The sequence below is a fragment of the Anatilimnocola aggregata genome (genome assembly GCF_007747655.1).
Taxonomy (GTDB): domain Bacteria; phylum Planctomycetota; class Planctomycetia; order Pirellulales; family Pirellulaceae; genus Anatilimnocola; species Anatilimnocola aggregata.
The window spans coordinates 4,363,064-4,388,331 of sequence record NZ_CP036274.1; the positions used below are offsets into that span (position 1 = coordinate 4,363,064).

At 57.0% G+C, this 25,268-nt stretch carries 14 protein-coding genes; 7 read left to right on the forward strand and 7 right to left on the reverse strand.

Annotation, left to right across the window (positions count from 1 at the left end):
* Window positions 1–58: 58 nt before the first annotated feature.
* On the reverse strand, window positions 59–1,915 hold the full coding sequence (locus ETAA8_RS16490) for an ABC transporter ATP-binding protein (protein ID WP_145090447.1): 1,857 nt from the start codon (window positions 1,913–1,915) through the stop codon (window positions 59–61).
* Window positions 1,916–2,273: 358 nt separating this feature from the next.
* On the opposite strand from ETAA8_RS16490, the gene ETAA8_RS16495 reads away from it, so the two are divergent.
* Together ETAA8_RS16495 and ETAA8_RS16500 are read left to right on the forward strand one after the other, a co-directional pair.
* Window positions 2,274–2,474, forward strand: a complete 201-nt coding sequence (locus tag ETAA8_RS16495) for a hypothetical protein (protein WP_145090449.1) — start codon at window positions 2,274–2,276, stop codon at window positions 2,472–2,474.
* 52 nt (window positions 2,475–2,526) lie between these two features.
* Window positions 2,527–11,262: a GH36-type glycosyl hydrolase domain-containing protein gene (locus tag ETAA8_RS16500; RefSeq protein WP_145090451.1), complete on the forward strand. Its 8,736-nt coding sequence runs from the start codon at window positions 2,527–2,529 to the stop codon at window positions 11,260–11,262.
* Window positions 11,263–11,305: 43 nt separating this feature from the next.
* Here ETAA8_RS16500 and ETAA8_RS16505 read toward each other — a convergent pair whose 3' ends face one another.
* On the reverse strand, window positions 11,306–11,488 hold the full coding sequence (locus ETAA8_RS16505) for a hypothetical protein (protein ID WP_145090454.1): 183 nt from the start codon (window positions 11,486–11,488) through the stop codon (window positions 11,306–11,308).
* 55 nt (window positions 11,489–11,543) lie between these two features.
* Complete coding sequence (locus tag ETAA8_RS16510) at window positions 11,544–13,214, reverse strand: SulP family inorganic anion transporter (RefSeq protein ID WP_145090457.1); 1,671 nt, start codon at window positions 13,212–13,214, stop codon at window positions 11,544–11,546.
* 302 nt (window positions 13,215–13,516) lie between these two features.
* Here ETAA8_RS16510 and ETAA8_RS16515 point away from each other — a divergent pair, with 302 nt between their 5' ends.
* The 4 genes from ETAA8_RS16515 to ETAA8_RS16530 all read left to right on the forward strand — a co-directional run bounded on the left by ETAA8_RS16515 (window position 13,517) and on the right by ETAA8_RS16530 (window position 18,620).
* Entirely contained in the window at window positions 13,517–15,022 is a 1,506-nt protein-coding gene (locus ETAA8_RS16515) for a sensor histidine kinase (RefSeq protein ID WP_145090459.1), read from the forward strand.
* 45 nt (window positions 15,023–15,067) lie between these two features.
* Window positions 15,068–16,498, forward strand: coding sequence for a sigma-54-dependent transcriptional regulator (locus ETAA8_RS16520; RefSeq protein WP_145090462.1), 1,431 nt, complete (start codon window positions 15,068–15,070; stop codon window positions 16,496–16,498).
* Window positions 16,499–16,742: 244 nt separating this feature from the next.
* Window positions 16,743–17,303 carry a hypothetical protein gene (locus tag ETAA8_RS16525; protein WP_145090464.1) on the forward strand — a complete coding sequence of 187 codons (561 nt, stop codon included), beginning with the start codon at window positions 16,743–16,745 and terminating at the stop codon, window positions 17,301–17,303.
* Window positions 17,304–17,483: 180 nt separating this feature from the next.
* Window positions 17,484–18,620, forward strand: coding sequence for a hypothetical protein (locus ETAA8_RS16530; RefSeq protein WP_145090467.1), 1,137 nt, complete (start codon window positions 17,484–17,486; stop codon window positions 18,618–18,620).
* Window positions 18,621–18,692: 72 nt separating this feature from the next.
* Here ETAA8_RS16530 and ETAA8_RS16535 read toward each other — a convergent pair whose 3' ends face one another.
* From ETAA8_RS16535 to ETAA8_RS16545, 3 genes are all read right to left on the reverse strand, one after another.
* A complete protein-coding gene (locus ETAA8_RS16535) occupies window positions 18,693–19,193 on the reverse strand; it encodes a hypothetical protein (RefSeq protein ID WP_145090470.1) in 501 nt (166 codons plus the stop codon).
* 90 nt (window positions 19,194–19,283) lie between these two features.
* Window positions 19,284–20,456 carry an FG-GAP repeat domain-containing protein gene (locus ETAA8_RS16540; RefSeq protein WP_145090474.1) on the reverse strand — a complete coding sequence of 391 codons (1,173 nt, stop codon included), beginning with the start codon at window positions 20,454–20,456 and terminating at the stop codon, window positions 19,284–19,286.
* A gap of 406 nt (window positions 20,457–20,862) precedes the next feature.
* Window positions 20,863–22,266, reverse strand: coding sequence for a hypothetical protein (locus ETAA8_RS16545; RefSeq protein WP_145090478.1), 1,404 nt, complete (start codon window positions 22,264–22,266; stop codon window positions 20,863–20,865).
* A gap of 424 nt (window positions 22,267–22,690) precedes the next feature.
* Between ETAA8_RS16545 and ETAA8_RS16550 the strand changes: the two genes are divergently transcribed.
* Complete coding sequence (locus ETAA8_RS16550) at window positions 22,691–24,757, forward strand: prolyl oligopeptidase family serine peptidase (RefSeq protein ID WP_145090481.1); 2,067 nt, start codon at window positions 22,691–22,693, stop codon at window positions 24,755–24,757.
* A gap of 11 nt (window positions 24,758–24,768) precedes the next feature.
* Here ETAA8_RS16550 and ETAA8_RS16555 read toward each other — a convergent pair whose 3' ends face one another.
* On the reverse strand, window positions 24,769–25,242 hold the full coding sequence (locus ETAA8_RS16555; protein ID WP_145090484.1) for a hypothetical protein: 474 nt from the start codon (window positions 25,240–25,242) through the stop codon (window positions 24,769–24,771).
* Window positions 25,243–25,268: the final 26 nt, after the last annotated feature.

Sequence of the window (25,268 nt, forward strand, 5' to 3'; positions counted from 1 at the left end):
TTTTCGGTGCTTGCGCTGCGTGAAGATTATTGGTTATCGATGTCGGTGCAACGGCCACTTACCCAGCCGTTGCCAGCGGGCGAGGTGCTGCCCCATTGGTAAGCGGAGCAGCATCGGCCGAGCGGACTAGTTCGGCAAACAGCCCATTCTGGGCAACCAGTTCCACGTACGATCCAATCGCGCTGATTCGGCCATCTTCAAAGACGAAGATCCGGTCGCAGTTTTTGAGCGTGGTCAAGCGGTGGGCAATGATAATCGTAGTTCGCTCGGTATTTTTGATCCCCAGAGCATTCTGCACCACGCGCTCGCTGATGTTATCGAGCGCGCTGGTTGCTTCATCGAGAATCAGAATCGGCGAGTTCTTCAACAGCAGTCGAGCAATTGCCAGTCGTTGCCGCTGACCGCCCGAGAGATTTTGCCCCCGCTCGGTCACCTCGGCTTGATAGCCTCCCGGCATCTGCATGATTTCGTCGTGTAAGTTGGCAAGTTCGGCCGCGCGCTGCACTTGGGCCAGTGTTACTTCCGAATTGCCGTAGGCGATGTTGTCGTGAATGGAACCCGAAAAGACGAACGGATTTTGTCCTACGTAACTAATCAGCTGCGCCATTTCAATTCGGCTTACATCACAAAGCGGTTTACCTCCGAGCAAGATTGACCCCTCATCGGGATGTAGCAACCGTAACAGCACTTTGATCCAAGTTGATTTTCCTGAACCCGATCGGCCCGCAATGCCGATTGTCTCGCCGTGCCGAATCGTGAGCGACAGGTGATCGAGCGCGCGGCGCATGCGATGATCGGGAGTGTTGTAATGCACCACCAGGTTTTCGACCTGAATTGCCGGCTCACCGCCTTGCAGTTTCAGGCCGTTGGTATCCGGCGTATCAAACGCACGATCCATGGGTGTGTGCAGCATCTGCAACAGGTCTCCCACGCGCAGGCTCGCCTCGTGACCCTCATCCAACACGCGGTGAACTTCGTTGAGCGGTGCCATCACATTCAAATACAAGACCGAAAATGTAAGCACGTCTCCGAACGAAATCTGGCCATTGATCGCCAGGTAAGTGGCCAGTCCTAGCACCACAATGTGGAAGAAGCCTTCGTTGAGCGCCTTCGCGCAGCCGTACAACGACATTTCAAAATGATGCCGCACTTCACTGGTGCGGCGTTTCTCGGCCCGATTAAACAGCCGCAGCATTTCTTGGTTATAGGTGTGCGCAACCCGAATGTATTCAGCACCATTCAATTGCTCGACCACCGCGCCGTCGATCTCTTCGCAGTCGCGCATCAAGCTCAGGCGCACACCCTTCTGCGACTTGAGTTGTCGCATTGTCAGAAAGACAGCCAGCGGAATCACGCCGAGCATGATCAGTCCCAACGCCGGCTGTTTAGTGAAGGCAACAAGCAACGCGAAGAAGCCGGTCAGAAATGCCGGTAAGCAGTCGAGAAACATCAGGCGCACAAAGCGAATCAAACCATCGACGCTGCGAAAGATCTTGCCGTGCAGCGCGCCGACCTTCTCTCCCGACAGCGAAACGAGATCGCCGCGCAGGGCATGACCCACAAGTTTCAACTGCATGTCGCGATTCAACCGCGCGACGCTCTTTTCGACAAACGAGCGGCGAACGACGTTCAGCCCTTCGCGAAACAAGTAGATGGCTGCTAGTCCACCCAAGATCCAACCCGCTGCCCAGTACATATCGTGATGGTTGAGCTTGCTCGTTGCGCCCGCTTGAATGCGATCGACGAGTTGTCCGAGCAGAATGGCCACGCCCGTGTTTGCTGCGCTCGTAACGCCCATGATGAGCGCTGCACTGCCGAGCGTCAGTCGATCTTCAATGGCAACAAAGGGCCAAACCTGAGTCGCGCGCCGCGCGAGCAAAGCTAGTTCGGAAAGGGTCCGCTGGGGAGTTTCCATAAGAGTTTCAACGACCTCTCGAGGTATATGCAGATAACCAACCGCCCGGAGAGGAGGGGCCTCCTTGCAAGCGACTCGCAGTGTGAGCAAACGCCATTCCATCCGCGTCGTCCCATGTCTATCTGCGGCCTATACTGCTAGAAGTAAGTCTTCTGATATGCGTTTTTATGATCGCTGCGCGTTCACTCTGATCGCAGCGAACGCATCTTTTCCGATGGTTTTGCCGCTAATTGCCTGCGTCGCTAGCAATGGATTTTTCGACGCCATTAGCGGTTTCTAACGCGTGTTTCCATTGCAGCACCCAGCGGCACAGCAGTTGCCTCTAAGGCTCGCATCTAAAACCCCTCAGGAGTCTTCCATGCCCACATTAACTGAATTGCAACGAGGCAATCCATTCCGTCCGCTTCGCGAAGACGCAACGTTTCAAAGTGAAGAGCTGATCACCGATTCACGAGCGACTCTCTCTCCCTCGCAACTGGTGGATCGCAAACTCCAAGCTCGCGTGCTGCCGGATTTTAATCGGCAGAAGTCCGACATCGTTCGCCCACGTGCCAAGTAATCGCCGCTGCCTTTGGCGGGTGCGCTGACGATCTTCCCTTCGAGAACCAGCAATGACATCCGCAACCACCTGCCCGGTTACGGCCGCGGCTGCTACCCCTGCGCTAGCTCCTCTGCGCGGAGAAGCTTTTAGCGCCGAACATCTGGAAGCTCATTTTGCCGAGTTAGCCAGAACGCTTGAGCTAGCAACAGAAAACTTTGAACGCGATCGTGATTTTTCCGCGCGCTTCGAAAGTAACGCCGTCCAGATTGCCGCCGTTTATCAGGTAATCACCAAGGCTGCGCGGCTCGGCGAAGTAGTACCCGCCGAGGCGGAATGGATTCTCGACAACTACTACGTTGTTGAGGAGCAACTCCGCGAAATACGTGACGACTTGCCGCGCGGCTTCTACCGCGAGTTGCCCAAGGTCACGTCCGGACATCCGCGTGTCTATGAGCTGGCTCGTGAACTGGTCATTCATACCGACAGTTCGCTGGACGAATCGTTGATTCAGCGCTGTGTGCAACAATTCCAAACCGTCGCACCTCTCACCATCGGTGAAGTGTGGGCGGTGCCGATCATGCTGCGCTTGGTGCTCATCGAGAATTTACGTCGCCTCTGCGAGCAGATGTTGCTCACCTATGAGTGTCGCCACTCGGCCCGGCAGCTACTCGACGAGTGGCGGCCCGAACGGAACTTCACGCTCGAAGCGCATGCCGAGCCGCGCTGCATTCCGACGATTATCCAACTGCTCGAACAGATTCCCGAGCGTGGACCGGAGCATCGCCCGGCGATTCGCTTACTGGAACGGCAAGTAGCCGATTTTGGCTGGAATCTGACCGATATCATCCATCACGAGCACAATCGGCAAGCCGCGAATCAAGTTTCGATCGGCAACGTTATCACCAGTATGCGGCTGATCGCCAGCCTCGACTGGATTGCTTTCTTCGAGCACGTGAATGCCGCCGAGCAAGTGTTGCGGCAGGATCCGGCGGGCGTCTATTCCCGCATGCACTTCGAAAGTCGCGACCACTACCGTCACGTGGTCGAAGAGCTGGCCAAGCGAACCGGCCAAACCGATATTCAAATCGCCGAGTTGGTGGTGAAGCAGGCCCGCGCTGCAACGTCGAGCGATGTCGACGTCGTCCGACGCCTGCACGTTGGCTATTGGTTGATCGACGAAGGTCGCAAACACCTCGAACAACAAATTGGTTATCGACCGCCGCTGCATCGCATCGTTCGCCACACCATGCTGCAGCGACCGCATGCCGCGTACTTTGGCCTGCTGACTGTCTTTTCGCTGATTGGCGTGGGCTGTATTGCGCTCCTCTGTGTCGCCCTGGGGATTTCACTTTGGCCAACACTACTGCTCGCCGCGCTCTGGTTATTTCCAGCCAGCGAACTCGCGCAAAGTGTCACAAATCTGCTGGTCACCAACATTTTGCCGCCGCGCTTGCTGCCGCGGTTTGACTTCAAAGCTGGCGTTCCGCTCCAGTATCCCACGATTGTCGTCGTCCCTTCGATGCTGAGCAATTCGCAGGAAGTCGATGCACTGTTGAATCGTCTGGAAAGTCACTATCTGGCGAATAGCGATGAAGCGCTGATGTTTGCCCTCCTCACCGATTTTAACGATGCTCCGCAAGAGGAGACTTCCAAAGACGCGCCCCTCGTGGCACGAGCGGTCGCCGGTATTCGCCGGTTAAACGCGCGCTATCGAGAAGGGGGGCGCCAGCCGTTCTATCTGTTCCATCGCCGACGGCAGTGGAATGCTTCCGAAGCAACCTGGATGGGTTGGGAGCGGAAACGCGGCAAGCTGATGGAGTTCGGCCGCTTGCTGCATGGCGAACAAGCCACTTCGTACGTCGTCCAAGAAGGCGATCTCGCCGCCCTCGCAAAATTTCGACAGGCGGAATTCACGCCATTCGTCATCACGCTCGACTCCGATACGCAACTGCCTCACGATGCCGCTCGCAAAATGATTGGCACGCTAGCTCATCCGCTCAATCGACCGCAGTTTTCGGCCAATCACAGCAAAGTTACCTCCGGATATACCATCTTGCAGCCGCGAGTGAATGTACATCTGGCCAGCGCTGGTCGTTCGTGGTTTGCCAAGATTTTTGCGGGGACGCCGGGTGTTGATCCTTACGCCACTGCCGCTTCGGACGTTTATCAAGACCTGTTTGGCGAAGGAAGTTTTACCGGCAAGGGGATTTACGACCTGCAGGCGTTCGAGCGTGCCTTGGCCGGCGCATTTCCAGAAAACGCGATCCTCAGTCACGATTTGATCGAAGGTTGTCACGCGCGCGTCGGACTGGTCAGCAACATTGAAGTTTACGACGGCTACCCCACCCGTTACGACGCCGAAGCGCGCCGCGCTCATCGTTGGGTGCGCGGCGACTGGCAGTTGCTCCCCTGGTTGTTACCATACGTGCCCTACGCCGAGGGTTGGAAGCGAAATCCGCTGTCGCTGCTATCTCGCTGGAAAGTGTTCGACAATCTCCGCCGCAGTCTTGTTCCCCCAGCACTCATCACAGGACTGCTCATCGGATGGTATCTAGCGCCGCGTGGCGCGTGGCTCTGGTCACTCGCCGCTGCCTTCGTGTTGGTGTTTCCGCTGCTGGCTCAGCTGGCGATGATCGCCCGCAATTGGTCGTGGAAGTTAAAGTTTGCCGAGCAAATCCGCGCGGTTTCCGGCGACGTGTTGAAGACAGTGTTGCAATGCGTGCTTGCCGCGGCAGTGCTGCCCTCGAAGGCCTGGTCGATGCTCGATGCCATTGCGCGCACCCTCGTGCGAATGTTCATCACGGGCCGAAGGTTGCTGGAATGGGAAACCGCAGCCGCCGTCGATATGCGGGTGGCCAATAGTCGCGGTTCACTACTGTTGCAGTTGTGGATGATCCCGGCGACGGCACTGCTGGTCGCGTTTACGTTGCCATTCGCAGCACTTCTGGCAGCAGCACCATTTCTCGTCCTGTGGTTTGTCGCGCCGGCAATTGCCTATTACATCAGTCAGCCGATTGTGATCGAACGTTCCCAGTGCAGCGAAACGCAAGCTGCCTGGCTGCGCGACGTCGTTTCGCAAACCTGGGCATTCTTTGAAGCCTATGTGGGAGATCGAGACCATTGGCTTCCGGTTGATAATGTGCAGGAAGAGCCGCACGAGAAGATTGCCCACCGCCTTTCGCCCACCAACGAAGGGCTTTATCTTCTGTCTGCACTTATCGCTCGCGACTTTGGCCTGCTCGGCACACACGGGTTAGTGCAGATTTGGGAAAACAACTTTCAAAGTCTGGAGAGGCTCGAGAAACTCAACGGGCATCTGTACAACTGGTACGACACCGAGACGCTGCAACCTCTGCTGCCGCGCTATGTCTCCACTGTCGATAGCGGCAACTTCGCGGCCTGCTTGCTCACCATGCAGGCTGGTGTGCACGACGTGCTCACGGAGCCGATCTTGCGCGATGAGACCTATCGCGGCGTGCTCGATAGCCTGGAACTGCTACGAGATGCCTACGAGCAAATTGGTGACGAAGATCCCGCGCAGCTCCGCTCGCTGCGGCAAACGCTCCGCCGGGTCGTGGGTGATCTCGAAGCGCTTCTTCCTGGTGAACCGAAGGAACTCAAGTCCTGGTATCAAACAACCCGGCTACTGCAGCAATTTGCCGAGCAACTGCCGCGGGTGCCGGATTCCAGTCTGTCGACCGCACAAGGTCATCACCTGAACAACAAAGTGCGGGTGGTCCGCAGTCGCCTGCAAAGCATCTGTCAGGATGTGGACCTCCTCTTCGCCTGGTTACCGATAATTGCTGAATCAACCGGTCGCAGTCAGTCGCTGCAGTTCAAGCTGGGTGCTGCCGCCAATTCATGGGAAGAGATCGAGAAGCTGCTCGATTCTGCGCGGACGCTCCCCCAAATTGCCACGCTCAATCAAGCAACCACACTTTCCTTCGACCGCCTACGTGAAGCCACCACCGACGCACCGTCACTACAGGTCCTGGAAGCGTTGTCGGCAGCCATCAGCCGCAGTTCTCGCGCCGCGACTGAGTTGCAACAACGGCTGGAACAGGTCAGTCACAAGGCCGAAGAGATGGCCCTGGCAATGGATTTTCGGTTTCTCTTCAATTCGCAGCGTCGCCTGTTTTCGATCGGCTACAACGTCGAAGATGGCCGCCTCGACCGCTCACACTATGACATGCTTTGCTCCGAGGCCCGGCTCGCCAGCTATCTGGCCATAGCCAAGGGAGATGTCGAAGCGACACATTGGTTTCAACTGGGCAGGCACGCGACGATTGCCGCGGGCAAATTCGCGCTGTTGTCGTGGGGCGGCACAATGTTCGAATACTTGATGCCGCAACTCTTTCAGCGGCAGTACGAGGGCTCGCTCCTGACGCAAAGTTGCCAGGCTGCCGTTTTGCGTCAGCAAGAGTATGGCCGACAAAACAATATCCCGTGGGGAATTTCCGAGTCGGCCTTCGGTGCGCTGGCGGTCAATGCCGACTATCATTATCGCTCGTTCGGCGTCCCTGGGCTCGGTCTCAAGCGGGGCCTCGCGAAAGACCTGGTTGTCTCGCCTTACTCCACACTGATGGCGCTCACCGTCGATCCCGCTGCGGCGGTGGCCAACCTGCACGTGCTGGAGGAAGAAGGCGCACTCGGCGATTGGGGATTTTACGACGCACTCGATTACACTCCGGAGCGCGTGCCTTTTGGCAAGCGGCGCTTAGTGGTGCGGTGCTACATGGCACATCATCAAGGAATGGGGCTGTTGGCACTTGCCAACGTGCTCGGCAAGAACAGCATTCAACGCCGCTTCAACGCGCATCCATTCGCACGGGCTACGGAACTTCTTCTGCAAGAGCGCGTGCCGACGGTGATGACGCCGTTCGAACCGCATGCCGACGAAGTCGAACCGGTCGCAGTGCAGCACGAAGAGCAACAACTCGTCAGTCGGCGACTGGTGGGAGTGCAATCGGCCAATCCGCGTACCCACATTCTCTCGAATGGCAAATACAGCGTGATGCTGTCGAGTGCCGGTGGCGGCTTCAGTCGCTCGCAACAACTTGATGTCACGCGCTGGCGATCCGATGCCACGCTCGATGCCTGGGGGCAGTTCCTTTACCTTCGCGACCTCGATAGCGACCAGATTTGGTCGGCCACGTATCAGCCCACGTGCGTCGAGCCCGATAACTACGAAGTAATCTTTGCCATCGACAAGGTCGAGTTCCATCGCCGCCAAGGTGAATGGGAAACACTGCTGGAAGTGGCCGTTTCGCCCGAGCATAACACCGAAGTCCGTCAGCTGCGAATTACCAATCACAGCGATCAGCCGCGGCGAATGCAAGTCACCAGCTATGCCGAAATCGCGCTGGCTCCGGCAGCGGCAGATCTGGCTCATCCTGCGTTTCAGAAGCTGTTTCTCGAAACGGAGTTCATTCCCGAAGAGTCGGCCCTCCTCGCCCGGCGGCGACCACGTGATGCTCAGCAGCAAGCGACTTATGCCGTACACGTCATGGCCACGCACACTGAGGGGACCAGTGATATTCAGTTCGAAACGAGCCGGCAAGAGTTTCTCGGCCGTCGTCATTCGCCGCTGAATCCACAAGCCCTGCGAGCGGCCAGGCTTTCTGGCACCGCGGGCGCGGTGCTCGATCCGATTTTCTCGCTCCGCACGACCATTCAGGTTCCAGCCGGCGAATCGGTGACGGTTGCCTATTCGACTGCGGTGGCCGCAACACGCGAAGAAGCGTTGGCCCTGGCGGATCAACACCACGAACTGCGCAACGTGCAACGCGTGTTCGAATTGGCTTGGGCCTATGCTCAGGTGGAACTGCGCCACCAGCACCTTTCTCCCGGGCAAGTACATCTCTACCAACGCCTGGCGTCGTACCTCCTCTATCCGCACCGCAGTTTACGGGGCGAAGAGGCTTTGCTTCGTTCGAATCGCCTGGGGCAAAGCGGGCTCTGGCGGCATGGCATTTCCGGTGATTTGCCAATTCTGGTAGCCCGCGTCACGGAACCCGAGCACGTTGCTCTTGTGCGCGACCTCGCACTCGCCCAGCGATTTTGGCGCGAGCGAGGCTTTCGTACGGACCTGGTGATTATCAACGACTATCCCGGCAGCTATCTCGACGCGCTTCAGGATCAGATGGTCTCGCTCATGCAGGAACTAAACAGCTCGGCCGAAAAGCCCGGCGTGTTTTTGCTACGCGGCGCTCATTTGCCCGCAGAGGAGCAGGCCCTGTTCGAAACGGTCGCAGCCTGTGTATTGCACGGCGAGCGCGGCACACTGGCACAGCAACTCGATGCGGGGAATCAACTGGCGATGAAATTGGCGGCTTACTCCACGCCGCGCAAACTCGAAACCAGTGGTCGGCAATGGATTCGACCGATCCCTGCACCCGCTGCGCCAGAACCATTGGAGTACTGGAACGGAACCGGCGGCTTCGCCCACGACGGTCGCGAGTATCGGATTCGGGTGAAGCCTGACCAATTGCCGCCAATGCCCTGGTCGCAAGTTGTTGCCAACGAACATTTGGGCTTCTTAGTGACAGAATCGGGGGGTGGGTATTCCTGGTTTGCTAACAGCCGCGAGAACAAGTTGACGAGTTGGTCGAACGATCCGGTCGTCGATGTTCCCGGTGAAGTATTGTATTTGCAGGACGAGGCGACCGGCGATTGTTGGCTGCCCCTTTCGGGCGGCATTCACACGAGTGAGTCATGGGCTCACTATGGGGCTGGCTTCGCTCGCTTCGTGCAGCACTCACCCGAGTTGCGGCAGGAAGTGATGCTGAGTGTCGATCCACAAGAACCGGTGAAGTTCGTGCGATTGAAGATCACCAATCGTTCGTCGCAGGCCAAGACGTTCGTCGCGAGCTACTATGCCGAATTGGTGTTGGGCGTGACGCGTGAGCAGACGCACCTCCATTTGCAAACCGAGTTCGACGCCCAATCGCAGGCTATCTTTTGCCGTAATCCGTATCACCCAGAATACGCTAATCAAGTCGCGTTTCTCAAAGTGCTGGGCGAAACCATCGGCTTTACGACAGATCGTGGCGAATTCCTCGGTCGCCATGGCACGTGGGAACGACCGCAAGGATTGCGTGGCAAGCAACTCTTGGGACGGGTGGGAGTCGGCTACGATCCGTGTGCCGTTGTCCAAACTCGGATCACTGTCGGGCCACAGCAGACAGCTGAAGTCGTGTTTCTGTTCGGTGCCGGTCAGGATGAAGCTCACGCTCGCGCGATCCTGCAGCAATTTCACTCCACCGCCATTGCCGAAAACGCCACCAACCGCAGTATCGCAGTGTGGAACGATATTCTCGGCGCGATCCAAGTAAAGACACCAAATCGAGCCTTCGACTTGCTCGTAAATCGCTGGCTCCTGTATCAAGTCCTGTGCTGCCGAATGTGGGCGCGCTCAGCCTTCTATCAGTCGGGGGGGGCGTATGGCTTTCGCGATCAATTACAAGACTCGATGGCGCTCGTCTACAGCCGACCGCAGTTGGTGCGCGAGCATTTGCTGCGAGCGGCCGCGCGACAATACAAACAGGGAGATGTCCAGCATTGGTGGCATCCGCCGTTGGGCAAAGGAACGCGCACGCGTTTTTCTGACGATCTACTCTGGCTGCCACTGGCAGTTAGCCATTACGTGCGCGTAACCGGAGACCGCAGTGTGCTGGACGAGTCGATTCCGTTTATTGACTCACCCGTGCTGCAGCCTCACGAACAAGAGCGCTACGAACAGCCGCGAGTCTCGAGCGAGACCGCTTCGCTTTACGAGCATTGCCTGCGCGCGATTGATCGTGGACTCCAATTTGGTCCGCATGGCTTGCCGCTCATGGGTTGCGGTGACTGGAACGACGGCATGAACAAGGTGGGCGAAGGAGGAACGGGAGAAAGTGTGTGGGTCGGCTGGTTCCTGCTGGTGCTACTAGATGAGTTCGCACCTTTGATGCGAGCAGCGCAAGATGTCGATAAGTTGCAGCATTACACCGAAACTGCCACGCAACTGCGCGCGGCACTCGAAGGCCAGGCCTGGGATGGAAATTGGTATCGCCGTGCCTATTTTGATGACGGCATGCCGTTGGGTTCTGCAGAGAACGACGAGTGCCAGATCGATTCGCTCGCGCAAACGTGGGCCGTGTTTGCCAAGGCCAATCCCGAGCGCAGCAGGCAGGGTGTGCAGGCGGCCGTCGATCGCCTGGTGAATCGCGAAGCAAAGATTATCTTGTTATTCACGCCCCCATTCGACCTTGGCGAACTCGACCCGGGTTACATCAAAGGGTATTTGCCGGGTATTCGCGAGAATGGTGGGCAGTACACCCACGCTGCCACGTGGATGATTCAAGCACTTGCTCAGTTGGATGAGCCGCAGCAGGCGATGTCGCTGTTCGATTTGATTAACCCCTTGCTGCACACGCAAACGGCTGCCGACGTCGCCAGGTATCAAACCGAACCGTACGTCATCGCCGCCGACGTATATGGTGTATCTCCGCATCAAGGGCGCGGCGGTTGGACCTGGTACACCGGTTCCGGAGCGTGGCTCTATCGGGTGGCCATCGAACAGTTGTTGGGGCTCAAGATCACCAGCGAATCAGCTACGCTCGAACCGAGTGTGCCACCTAACTGGAGTGAGTTTGAGGTAACCATGCAACGGAACGGCTCGCCGCACAAGTTGAAGTATAGCCGCGACGCCGGTGCTGCCATCGTCAATGGTGTTCAGCATCGAATCGATGATGGTCTCCACCAACAACCGGTCGCTATGCCGCCGGCACCGAGCACTCAGCCCAGCGGTTTGGTCGATACCTAAGTCAAGGCAAGATGCTTGGGTTAAATCAGCCGTAGAGTAGCGTTCATTCGGCGCTTGTCAGACGGGCTGCGGAACTGACTGCTACCATCGGGGCGACTCTTACTGTGGAAGGTTCGGGCGGGCTGTCTGGAGTAGTCCAGTACTTAGCGAAGACGGCGACAGCGATCCAACCCATCACCACCAGGTGATCGCGCAGATTGTCGGGCAGTTTGACTGAAGTTTTCATGGGGAACTCGCAGGTCATTCGGTTGGACGCGGACTGAGGCAACTAACTTGGCGAATTACGCAGAAGTCACTACGACTGGATCACGACCGACTTTGCGGTGGCACGAGAGTGGATGAGCAGACATCGACTTGTGGCTTTCCAGGCCGCGAATATCGAGCGTGCGGCCCACGACAAACCAGTCGTTCTTCAGGTCTTGCAGCTTGGCAAGTACGGTGTGATCGACCACGCGGGCCGACGAGAGATCCACAACAACTTTTTGCTTGTCATCCATCGCCTGCAGGCGTTGCTTCAGCCAAATCCAGGTGGTGAAGACCAGTGAATCGATTGCATTCACTACGATTCCCTCATCAGACTGCGTGGTCTTGATGTTGGGGCTGAAGATCGAGCGGAAGGAAATGCCCCTCAACAAGTGCAGTCCAAGTTCGACACAGGTGCCAATCAGAATGCCGACCAGCAGGTCGGTCGCGAGTACACCCACAATTGTCGCCACGAACACAAACAGTTGGTCGATACCCAGTTTGTAAGAGTGCATGAACTCTTTGTACGAAGCCAATCGCGAGCCGGTGTAGACCAGCATAGCGGCCAAAGCAGCCAGTGGAATCCGATGAATCAAGCTAGGAAGGAGACCGAGGAAACCGAGCAAAAATAGCCCGTGGAACATGTTCGAGAACTTGGTACGAGCACCGTTGTCGATGTTCGCCCGGCTGCGCACGATTTCCGAAATCATCGGTAATCCGCCGAGCAGGGCCGCCACTGTGTTGGCAACACCTACCGCCAGCAGGTCGCGGTCGAAGTTTGTTTTTCGCTTCCATGGGTCGAGCAAGTCGACGGCTTTCGCACTCAAAACTGATTCGAGCGAGCCAATCAAACAGAACATCACAATCCAGAAAATGCCCGTGCCGGTGAAGACTTTAGAGAAGTCCGGCGTTGCGATCGCGCCGAGCAAACTGCCAGGAACTGCAACCAGAAACTTTTCCGAGACTTCGTACTGATGCCCCCCGAGCGTGTACCGATGTAGTTGGTCGATGTTGAGGAAGTAAGCCATCGTCACACTGACCGCCACTACCACCAGCGGACCAGGAAGGCGGCTCAAGTAGGGAATCTTGACGTACGGCCACACAAAGAGAATTGCCAGACAGGTCAATCCGATCAACGCAATGGCGGGATTCATGCCGTGCATGATCGAGTGAGGAATCTCGGCAATCAGGTGCAGCGGCTCTTTGCCTTGCGCCGTGGCGCCCAACATTAGGTGCGATTGCTTAGCCATGATGATCACGCCGATGGCGGCGAGCATGCCGTGCACCACCGTTGTGGGAAAGACTTCGCTAATCACACCCATCTTGCAGAGAGCGAGGAGAATTTGAATCACACCGGCGACCACGCCGACTGCCAGCACGCTCCGATAGGCATTCCACTGCGCGGTTGGATCGTTCGGCACCCAGCCGAAAGCCAAGGCACATCCGGCGACAATCACAATTAGCCCCGCCGCGGGGCCTTTGATCGTCAATTGAGAATTGGTGAGGAAGGGAGTAAGTATGCCGCCCACGATGGCAGTGATTACACCGGCGACAGGAGGAAAGCAGCTCGCATTCGCGATGGCGAGACACAGCGGCAAAGCGATCAAAAACACTAAGAAGCCGGCTGTCGCATCGGACTTGAGCCGCGCTTGCCAATTGCCTAGTTCGGGAACGGAGCGGGACGCGACAGGAGCGTGTGAGTCAGACATTGTGCTTTTTTCTAGAAGTGGGCAGCCGAACATTCCGACTGCTGCTCCTAAAGCACGGGTTGTGCCGGCACTTGCCAATACGACTGACCGCTGAGCACCTTGAGAAATTGAAATGTTTGTCGTAAAGCCATGCCAGGCAAGCAACTACGCGCGAAACACTCGGCTCGTTTAGGGGGATTAGGCCGCCCTTGGCTTACAAACTTGTCAACTTGCCTGCACGTCAGGTGGCCAGCATCTAGCATGGGCATGAATAACTTTTTGCCAGCGGAGAATTGACCGGTGAGCGCGAGGTATTTCGTCGCATGATGAAGCGCATCGAGTTAATGAAGTTCATGGCACCCCTGGTGGGCATGAGTGTGCTGCTGGCCGTTCTCGGCGGAACCTCAGCCTGGTACGTGCAGCGGCAGCAAGTCACGGCATCCGATTCGATTGCGCGTGAAGTGCATGGCCTGGTGGCGATCCACAATCTCTACATTGTGATTCGCGAGGTTCGTTACCAACTGAATCAGTACTTGCGGTTTAGCGACGACGGGCGCCTGGACGAGATTGCCGGGCTCGATGGCCAGGTCGTGCAAATGCTCAAGGAGTCTCAGCAACTCTCCGACAAACCAATGCAGCGAGCCCAACTCCAAAAGGTGGCGGAGGGATACCAACTTTTTGCACAGGAGCTTGCCGCAGCCCGCAAACTGCCTGCGGACGGTCGCCACGCGATCTTGGACAAATGGGCGAATACCCAGATCAACGAATTAATTCTCAATCCGGCTCAACAATGCGTGCTACTGAACGAGAAAATAGTGACCAGCACGAATGAAGTGAATCGTCGCACTTCAAATCAGCTGACGCAAGTGTTTCTGTTTCTGGGCATTGCTGGCAGCGTTGCGGGGGTCTTAATGGGGCTGACGATTGCTCGCCGCCTGCAACGATCGCTGCAAGAGCTACACGGTTTTGTCGCGGGAGCGGCGGGACGATTAGAGGGACTGTCGGAACCGTTTCCTGCGCCCCCCACCGGTGAACTGATTGAGCTACGCCTGGGGGCCAAATCACTCGAACGCAGGGCCATTCAAGTGGTCGAGCAACTGCAGCAGCGCGAAATCGAAGTCCTCCGCAACGAGCAATTGGCTGCCGTCGGTCAACTGGCGGCCGGTCTGGCTCACGAACTGCGTAATCCGCTGATGCCGATGAAAATGCTTGTACAGGCGGCACTTTCCGGGCCAGCCAACAGTGGGCTCCAGGGCAGGCAACTGCAAATTTTGGAAGAAGAAATCTCGCGGATGGAGACGTCGATTCAATCGTTTCTCGATTTTGCCCGACCTCCCTCGATCGACAAACGCCGCACCGATCTCCGGCCGATCGTGGAACAGACGATCGAATTGATTTCTGGACGCGCGGCCGAGCAAAACATTGCCATTGAATGCGAGGTTCCTAAAATCCCCTGTGAACTCGAACTCGATCCGACCCAGATCAAGCAAGTGCTGCTGAATCTGTTGCTCAATGCGATGGACGAACTCGGCTCACATGGCAAGATTCGCGTCAGTGTCGAACTCGGTACTCCCTACGTCGAAGTCAACGATGGCGACGGACCAGTTGCCACGGCAGCCGGGGTGCGATTGGTGATTGCCGATAATGGCCCAGGGATTGCGCCGGACCTGCTTGACAAAATCTTCGACCCCTTCGTAAGTCACAAAGAATCGGGAACGGGCCTGGGTCTGACCATTTGCCGGCGTATCGTGGCTGGTCACGGCGGGCAAATCGTTGCCGCCAATTGCCCGGAGCGCGGTGCTGAGTTCCGGATTTGGCTCCCCGCCTAATGAATTGAAGTGAGCAACTTCGCTGTGAAGTGAAAGCCTAAGAACATGACAGCTCAACTGCTGGTGGTAGATGACGAGCCCAACATCTTGTTTTCGATCGAGCATTGCTTGAAATCGAACGATTTGCGGGTGATCACTGCCGGCACGGCGGTTAAAGGAATTGAGATTGTCCGCAAGGAGCGGCCCGATGCGGTACTGCTCGATATTCGCCTGCCGGATATGAACGGTCTCGATGCCTATTTGGAAATGCGCCGGCTCGATGCGAGCGTTCCTATCGTCCTTATGACCGCGTTTGCAAAAACGGCCACCGCCATCGAAGCAATGAGCCGCGGCGCATTCGACTATCTGATCAAGCCCGTCGATCTGGCCAATCTGAAAACCGTAATTGCCAAGGCACTCACCGTTAGCCGGTTGAATCGAGTCCCCGCTGTGCTGCCGACCGAGCACGAGTCGCTCGAACAGGCAGACCAGATTCTCGGTCGCAGTCCGCAGATGCAGGAAGTCTATAAAGCCATCGGTCGGATTGCGCAGCAAGATGCACCGGTGCTGATTCTGGGTGAAAGTGGCACGGGTAAAGAACTCATCGCCCGCGCGGTGTTTCATTACAGTCGCCGCAAAGACCGTCCATTCCTGGCCATGAACTGCGCCGCACTTCCAGAAACACTGCTGGAAAGTGAGTTGTTCGGTCATGAAAAGGGGGCTTTCACCGGTGCCGATTCGCGACGCATCGGTAAGTTCGAGCAGGTAAACGGCGGTACGCTCTTTCTTGACGAGATTGGCGACATGAGTCTGACGACGCAAGCCAAAGCGCTGCGCCTCTTGCAGGAACAGCAGTTTGAGCGGCTCGGCGGCAATGCAACGGTAAAGACTGACGTACGCATCATCGCAGCCACCAATCAGGATTTACCGCGGCGTGTCGCGTCGGGACTGTTCCGGCTCGATCTGTACTACCGTTTGAATGGATTTACGATCTCGCTGCCGCCGCTCCGCGAGCGCGCCACCGATATTCCGCTCCTCACCGATCACTTCCTGCGTCAAATGAGCACCGACTTGAACAAGCCAGTGCGCGGTGTCTCTGTCGAAGCTCGGCAAGTGCTGCAAGAACACGCCTGGCCTGGCAACGTGCGTGAACTGCAAAGTGCAGTCCGTTATGGAGTGCTGCAAGCTGCCGGCAATACTATCGAGGTCAGCGATCTGCCGGCCTCGTTGCGCCTGATTGGCAAGAGAAACGGCCTGTCCAGCGGCGAGCAACCAACAAGCTATGATCTCTCAGCGCGCGTGCGGCAACTGCTGGCGGCCGGCGATCGAGATCTCTATCGGCGACTTCAGAATGAGTTCGATGATGTGCTATTGAAACTGGTCTGGCAGGAGTCTGGAGGGAATCAGGTTCGCATGGCTGAGATCCTGGGCATCTCGCGAATGACGCTGCGCAGCAAACTCAGGGCGTGCGGACTACTGGGGGACGATGCCAACTAAATGCAGCAAATTCCGCCAATCTGTTGAACCAGCGCGGCACTTGCCGATAAACTGAACGTTGTCGCTTGAACGCAACCTTTCCTTTTGGCAATTCATCATGCAAACCAAAATCTGGCCCAGAATTTGGCAATGCCTGTTGTGGTCCTGTAGCAGTTGTTTGGTTTTTGCAGCGACGAATGCTTTAGCCCAAGCGCCAACGACCGTGCAGTTGCCGGTATTTCAAGTCTTTTCAGTCAACACAACTGTGTCTGTCCCCGATGGCGGCGGCATCCTGCTGGGTGGCATGAACCGGGCTGCTGACAGCAGCGTCACTCGCGGCCTACCACTTGGAAAAGGCCCGCTGACGGGAAGTCGTGGCCTAAGTAGTGTGCGGAGTGGTGCAAACATGAGCGTGCATGCCACGATCATCGACCATCAAGAACTCGATGCCGCTGTCCTGGCCGAAGCGGCCGCTCGACGCGCGGCGCGGGGTGAAGATCCTGCAGCAATGGCCGTGCATCAAAAGGCTGACAACCTCACTCGCAATCTGGCCCGCCCACAACGCAGCACGCCGGTTCACACTTCCGCGCAGCCAAGCCTGGCAGATATTCAAGAGCGGAACGAACTGGCAGCAGCGAACCGCTCCGCCGAAGCCGAGAGCTACCTCGCTAAGGCCCAAGCGGCGGAAGCAGCCAACAAGCCCGGCGTCGCCAAGATCTACTACCAAATGGTAGCGCGCCGCGATCAGGCTGGCCTCAAGCAGCAGGCCGAAGCTCGTCTGGCGGCACTGAATGCCCCCGCCGGCAAGTCGCTGGTTGCCAAGTAACACTGCAAAGTACTCAATGTGGGCTGCGGAACTTAGCGCTCCTGCGCGGGTTGATAGTGAGACGCCCTGCGCGCCTATTCGGCCTAGTATTTTCAGACTATATTCGTGGTCGCTCAGCAACCGATCGTTCGGCTGAGCGCAACGGGCCGTCGATGGCGAATCACGCCGGATAACCGCGATATGACTCTCCGCAAATTCGCTTGTTACCTGCTCATGCTCCTCGTCACACACGTGGCAGCCAGTCAGGCATGCGCGCAGGGCAAGGGTGGTGTTCTCGCACGGCGCTTGCCGGCTAAATTCCAAGGCCTAAGTAACGACCAGGCGCGCGAAATCGGCATGCTGGCCGAACTCAACATTAAATGGATTGGGGACATTCGCGAAACGCCCGGTGCCGACCCGGTTGTTGATTTGTTCGGTCCTTATGGTGGTCAACGGGCTACGACCGAAGACGAAATGGGCAATACCATCGTCGTCGACGAAAATGAACGGGGACTTATCGTTCTCTCTGGCCTTAGCCGCCCGCAAATGGGGAGTCTGCTCCGCATTGCAATGGATCTGAAGCCGTACTTGCGCGACTACTATCTGGCCCGCGCCAAACTGATCTCCAAAATCCGCCGCTGTCGCGATCGTGAAGAAAAAGAAACTGCTGCCGACGCCCGGACCTTCGAAAAAGAAGTGATCGAGCTAGGCAAACTGATGGGCGAAGCGGAGGCCCGCGTCGCCGTGAATCAGGCTTGGGCTTATATCGGTGCCGAAGCTGCTTTTGCCGAAGAGCAGAAGAACTACCTGCGCATGCTGCGGGAAAATCCCGATGCCTTCAAGCTCGATTCGCCGGCCGTGAAAGCCGCCCGCGACCTGCTCCAGCAACTCGAAGAGCCGTATCCTATCTTGCTGCAGGATACAGCCGCCAAGCTGGCTTCGTTTCTGGGTAACACGGCCGAAACCAACGCCGCTCGCCGGCCCCATCGCTCGGCCACGCTCTTGGGTAAAGCCAGCCCGCGCATGCCCGACGATGTTCCCCGCTTTCTCGAAACACTCACGCCCGCGCAACAAGATCGTCTGCTGCTTCTGTTGAATGCCGAGCGCCCTTTCACCAGCGACTACGTCAAAAAGCGAGTCGAGTTTTTGGTGGCCTTGGATGGCTTGAAAAAAGTCACCACGCTGCAAGACAAGAAGTTCATTGCTGCGGGTGCCCAGATGGGCGAGCTCGAAGCACGCATCGCATTGGCCCAAGCTCGCGCTTTCGAGCAATTACGCCTCTCACTTGCCCCTGCTCAACTCTTCTTTGTTGAGCAGAATCTGGTCAGCGGGCAGTAAACGAAAGAGGCCGGAATGCGCTGGACAAACGAAGTTCCGGCAGCCATTTGCGAGAGAAGATGTTCTCGCACGCTACGCTTTCGGCCCCTTCGGTCGAATCAACACAATCAGCAAAGCGCCAGGAAATAGGCTTCCAAATACGATTGTGGCAATAATTGTAAACCAGCGGTTGAGCGCAACCATTGGGGCAGGCATCGACATCAGCTCCGCCTGAATTTCAGATGCTTGTCCGCAGCTAATCGCGTAGGCGACCGTCCAGGCAAAACCGCAGATTGCGTTAAGCTGAGCGACTCGCCTCGCGACATTCGACCCACGATACAGGTAATATCCCGAGATGGCAAACACTAGCCCGCCCACTAACGTCAGGGGCATGTAAAAGAACCAGATGCCATGAATGGTGTCTGCTACCTTCATGACATCGATGCCATGTCGCTCGCCAGGACGCACTGGCATCATCCCCAGCATCGCTCGTTGCAGCGCGATAATCAGCAGGGCAAATCCAGCGAACAGGGTCATCAGGACGCCGAACACACCCGTAATAATTCCAGATGCAAAGTCGCTGCGAAGTGACATATAGCTACTGCAGAGTAGGCAGGAACAAAGTGTAGGGCGCGGTTCCTGCCTGCTTTAAAGTCTTGCTGAATAGCTGAACGCCAATGGCAATTATTCCCGCGTCTGCTGAAAATAGTGCACGCCCTTCTTGTTCGACGCGATAATGTCGAGCAGGCCATCGCCGTTCACGTCGGCCACTTCGAACTGCGTTCCCGGCCCGCTGTTGTGGTCGAACTGGTGCGGAATCCAGACCGGGCGGCCATTCTCGCGAGTCAGTTCGAACCAGTAGAAAACGGCTGGATCGTTCACCCCAGGATCGCCAGCTGCATGCGCCCACCAGCGCTTGCCGCAGACCAAATCGGGCAGTTTGTCGCCATTCATGTCGGCCAACATCACGCCGTGAATCTGCGAGAACGTCTTATCGATTTCATGTTGCTTCCATTGATTGGGGGCAACTTGCTCGTGCCACCACAGCCCAAAGGCGTGCGGGCTCGAGGTGACCACGTCATTGTCGCCGTCGCCGTCAAAGTCGTAGGCGTACATTTGCGCGGCCAGCCCAAAGTTCACGGGGTGAAACTTCCAAGGAGTTTCGCTGGGCGTGGCGGGTGCTTCCCACCATCCGCTGGCAGCCATGATGTCCTTGCGGCCATCGCCGTTGATATCTCCCACGCCAATCCCGTGGTCATACTTCTTCGCCCCTTGCACACCCTTTTCGCTAACCGCTGTCAAGATCCAAGGTTCGTTCGGATCCTTCGCAGGCTTGGCAAAACCCACTTGCCGATCAGGCCCATCGGAACTTTTCGTATCGGGAGCAAAGCCCAAAATCAACTCGCGCTTACCGTCACCATCCAGGTCGAGATACTGCGGGCTCTCGTTGTTGGTGACCGGCGTCACGGTTCGCTTAGTCCAGAGCTTGCCGGTTTCCTTGGGATTCTCAAACCACCACGTCGGCGTGCCGGGAAAATCAACAATCAGCAGGTCGCTCCAACCGTCACCGTTCACGTCTTCGGCAAAGCAGCAAAAGGCGTTGCTGTATCCCTTGGGGTTGTACTCTGGTGCCTTGTCGGTCAGTTGGTGCATCTTCCAATCAGGGGCTGCATACCAGACATAGCCGGCAGCGATGTCCTGCTTGCCATCTTTATTAAAGTCAGCGACCGCAACCCCTTCGCTGCGAAACTTATCATCCAGCTGTGTTCGCTGAAAGCGAACCTTGGGCGTTTCAGCGACCGTCAGCGCGGTGCTGACGAGCGCAAACAGAAGGGGGGCGGAGAGAGTCCGAAGCATGGCAAACCTTTCGTGCAGACCGAAATCAGTTTCGACGTGGACCGTGAAGACTGCATTATAAAGCCCGCTCCTGCGCGGGTCGAGCAGCCGATGTTTGGCGATTGAGAGAGCGGCGACCTTGGATCACCAAGAAACACACCGCCCCCGGTTATCTGGGTAGATAATCGGGGGCGTTTTCGGATCCGCGGGGAGGGAGTTCAGGATGGACTTGGGAGGCGAAATCGCGGCTGCGGTGTGTCGTTTCCCCTCTCGTCTCAGGTGCTGTCGTTCAATGATTCAGACTGCTGAGCGAGGGCAGGTTCGGTCAGCTTTGTTAGCAAGTTGCAGAGTGGGAAGCAGTTTGAAAACGTGGCGGTGGGCTTTGCTTCGCTCGGCCCACCTTTGACAATCGATTGGCAAGTTCGATTTAGAACCGGAATTCACCACCGACGTAGGCACCGTGCAGGAGCAGGTTGCCGTTGCTCTCGATTTGGCTCAGGTAGTGAGCATCGGAGAAGTCGTTGGGAATCTGGTGTTCGACCAAGCCGACACCGCTGACACCAACCATTCGGTAGCCAGCCTTCACAGAGAAGTGACAGTTGAATTGGTACCGAATTCCAAGGTCGATCTGGCCAATCATCGAGAGCTGATTCTTGCTGTTGTTGATATGGAAGGGATCGCCCGTCCAATCACCCGAGTTAAACGTGCCGTAGCCATTCTCGCCGCGGAACTCTTGCAGTTGGTTGATGCGGTTGTTGTAGATACCAGCTTTCGCCAAGCCGTACACTTGCAGGCAGTCGAGCACGTTCCAATTGAAGCCACCACCCACTTGAAAACCAATCAGGCGATTCTTCATGCGAACGTGGTAACACATCTCATTCGGCGAGCCGTCAAACACGTCATCAACATCGTCGGCTTCGAAAGAGAAGCCATCTGTAAAGTCGAAGTAGCGTACGCCCATCATCCAGCCGCAACCCCAGCGAGGAGCACAGCTTGGTCCGCACGTTCCGCCGTTGCAACCAGCACCGGTGCAGGTTGCCATGGGGCCGCCACCGATGAAGCCATTGCCATAGCATTGACCCAGCAGGTTGAGTTCGATGTTGTTCAGCGTGTTGTAGAAGCGGACGCGGTGGTGAACGGAGGTGTTGAACCAGTCGCTGGCAGGACCGGCTGGATTCACGCCATCATCGTAATCGATGGTCGAGAAATCGATTGGTGTACCGAGTTCGTTGGTGGGGCTGTAGGCATCCATCCAACGATCGCCAGGAAACAGCCCCCAGTAGGTCACTTCCAAGGCGTTATTGCCGCAGTTGAAGGTGCGGCCGAGCGTCGTTTCGAAACCGCCAGTCCATCCCATGTCACCACCGCACGAGCAAAGAATGCGTTCGTTGGTGGTGGTGTTTTCACTAATCAGAAAGCTTTCGCCCTGTGCGCGGGTCATGATCAGACCACCGGCGTAGCCATACCAAAAGTTCTGGCAGGGCGTGCCCGGCATACCGCAAGAGTCAGCCGTGGCGTCGTCATAGACAACGTCTTTGTCACCCCAGCCGCCGGTCGTGGCCTTTTTATAATCTTCGCTCAGCAGGCTGCGATCGGGCTGAGCCATCGGGGGAGCGGGCAGAATCGACGGGGAATCACTTGGGCTCGGCAGGTTGTCCGCCGATGGTGCCAGGTTCTCGTTATATGCGGCGACGGGCGAGACCGGATACGATTGCATTGCCGACGGAATTGGCAGCAACGAAGGTTGATTCAGATATTGTGCGTGCGCGGTATTGGCCAGACCGGCCAAACCAAGGGCAAACGCGAGACTGTGCGCATAGAAAGACTTCATGTAAACGTACTCCTTACGGGTGCGAGCCATCCTATTCGCGGTTGCGCCCTCCATTGTGCGCAACCGGGATGTGCTCGAAGGTCATCCTGGACTAGGGACCTCATGTCCCGCAAAGGCATCCGTTCCAAGGAGACGCGTCATGTGTCTCCACGCAGCGTTGTCCGTCGCCGCGTACTAACTGTTTCGTCAACAACTGGCCGCAGGTGTGTCGCAATCTGGGTCAGCGGGTAGGAATTTTCTAAAGGGCGGGTGAGTAAACGTCACCAGCGGTTTCCTGGTTGCAGCCGGACTTGCGGTCTTTGCCGAAGCGCTGCATCGCAGGGGACGACCGTCGCAACGACTCGTACGAGCGATATAATGCGACCACCGCGGTGGCCCTTTTTCACTTGCCTGCCAGCCGTTCGTATGCCCGGAGTTCCGCAACATGATCTGCGTCCCATCAGCATTTCGTCTGTCTGCCACATTGACCTTGCTCATGAGTATGAGCGGCCTAGTCACGCAGGCTCAGCCGGCAAAGATTCCTCCCGCGGACTCTGGGGAACAGGCAGTGCTGCCGGCCATACCGCCGATCAAACGGGTCTTGCCGCCGGAAGGGATTGAAGTGCCCACTAACGTCCGCGAACGACTCGTGAAAGAGTTGGAAGCCATCGGCCAGCGGTTTGTCGAAATCAAAGACCACGAGCTATCCGCAGACATCTTCGTCTTCATCAAGGCGGTGACTTATGCGCTAGAGAACCGCGAGTTTTACGATCCGAAGGATTTTGCCAAAGCCGATGCGCTGCTGAAGGAAGCGAATTTGCGGCTTGATCAGTTGGCAGCGGGCAAGCATCCCTGGACCACCGCCACCGGAACCGTTGTGCGCGGGTTTCATAGCGGCATCGATGGTTTCCCGCAGCCGTACGGAGCGGTCATTCCCAAAGATCATGACCTATCGAAGGTTGCCCCCCTATACGTTTGGCTGCACGGCCGAGGAGATAAGCAGACAGACCTGCACTTCATTTACGAACGGATGAGTAAGCCGGGGCAGATCGCTCCGCCGGGGGCGATTGTCGTTCACGCGTTCGGCCGGCAATGTGTTGGATATAAGCATGCGGGCGAAGTCGATGTGATCGAAGCCACGATGCATGCTGAAAAGCAGTACAACACCGATCCCAAGCGGCGCGTACTTATCGGTTTTTCAATGGGCGGCGCGGGCGCTTGGCATGTTGGAGCTCACTTTGCCGATCACTTCCGCGTGGTCGCACCTGGTGCCGGCTTCGCCGAGACCGCGCAGTACGTCAAGCTCAAGCCCGAAGACTACCCGGCGTGGTACGAGCAGAAGCTGTGGGGACACTACGACACACCGGCTTACGTCCGCAACTTGTTTAACTGCGATGTCTTCGCCTACAGCGGCGAACTCGATCGGCAAATTCAAGCTGCCCGCGTGATGGAAGCTGCCTATCAATCTGAAGGTCGCGAACTGACGCACCTAATCGGCCCCAAGACCGAACACAAGTACGAACCAACCGTGCTGAAGGAACTTCTCGCCAAGATCGATGAAGCAGTAAAGAAGCCCGCCGAAGATCCGCCCAAGAAGGTCTCGCTGCAAACCCGCACGCTCCGTTACGCCAGGCAACATTGGCTGCAACTCTTCCGGCTGGAAGAGCATTGGCAGGATACCCGTGTCGATGCCACACTCGATGGCAGCCAGTTCGACGTCACTACGAAGAACGTCGCCTTTCTCGGCATCATGCTCCCTAAGGACATACACGATAAAGACGGCAAGGTGCAAATCACAATCGATGGGCAGAATCTGGTGGTCGAGCGCAGTTCCAAAGGTTCCGATGAGATCTGTGCCATCTATAAAACTGACGGCAAGTGGGCCCACGAAGACTTAGCTAAGCTGTACACACGCGTTCAAGAGAAGGTGAAACGAATCGATTCGCACGGCCCGATCGACGACGCTTATCGCAATACGTTCGTCGTGGTCACTCCCAGCGGCAAAAGCAAAAACGCGCGGTTTCAAGCGTGGCAAGAGTTCGAACTCGAACATTTTCGCAGCCGGTGGCGCAGCTTGATGCGCGCGGAACTGCGGGTTATCAAAGACACCGAAGTGACCGACCAGATCATTAAACTGGCCAACCTCAGCTTGTGGGGCGATGCTGATTCGAATTCGGTCATCAAACAGATTGCCGCCGATTTGCCGATCAAGCGCGCTGGGGAGGATTGGGTTGTTGGCACGGAGAAGTACGATGCGGCCACGCACGTGCCCGTGATGATCTACCCCAATCCACTTGATAAGAACAACTGGCCGCCGAAGTACGTCGTACTTAACTCGGGCCTCACGTTCCGCGAAGCACACGATAAAACCAATTCCCAGCAGAATCCCAAGCTCCCCGATTGGGCCATGATCGACCTGACACAAGTGCCCGATGCCAGCGCACCGGGGAAGATCGTCAATGCCGGATTTTTTGATGAGAAGTGGGAATTGAAGCCAGTATCGAAGAAGTAGTTGCGGTTGCACTACCCAATTACGGCCACAAAATCCTCGGCCAGGCGGCCGAGGACTTCGCGCGTGACATGAGCCGGCACGATTTGCCGGGGTTGGCCCGCCGCTTTGTGGTAGCGGCGGAGGGTGACTTCGCCACCGCGGCGGACGAGAAGTTCGTAGTAACTACGACCATCATCGCCAACCTGCGGCGGACTTGAACGCATTTGAATTGAAACGCTCTCGGTGTCGGTCTCAAGCAGACTGATCGGCTCCATCAAGTAAGTGAGCCGTTGCTGAATCTTGTTGCTAAGAGCTTTCAGACTATCGACGGTGGCTGCGGCAAGGTTGGTCGACTGGTAATCGAAGCAAGTGAACGAGCAGCCCACGGCATCGACGACGTCGAGCTGGCTGACAATGCGGCCCGTCGCAGTGCGCACTTCCAGCTCACCGCCGCTGGGGGCGAGTCGTTGCAGTTCGAGAGCGATGTCTTGTTTGATGGTCATCATCAATCTCCGCCTGCCTTCCCGGCAGC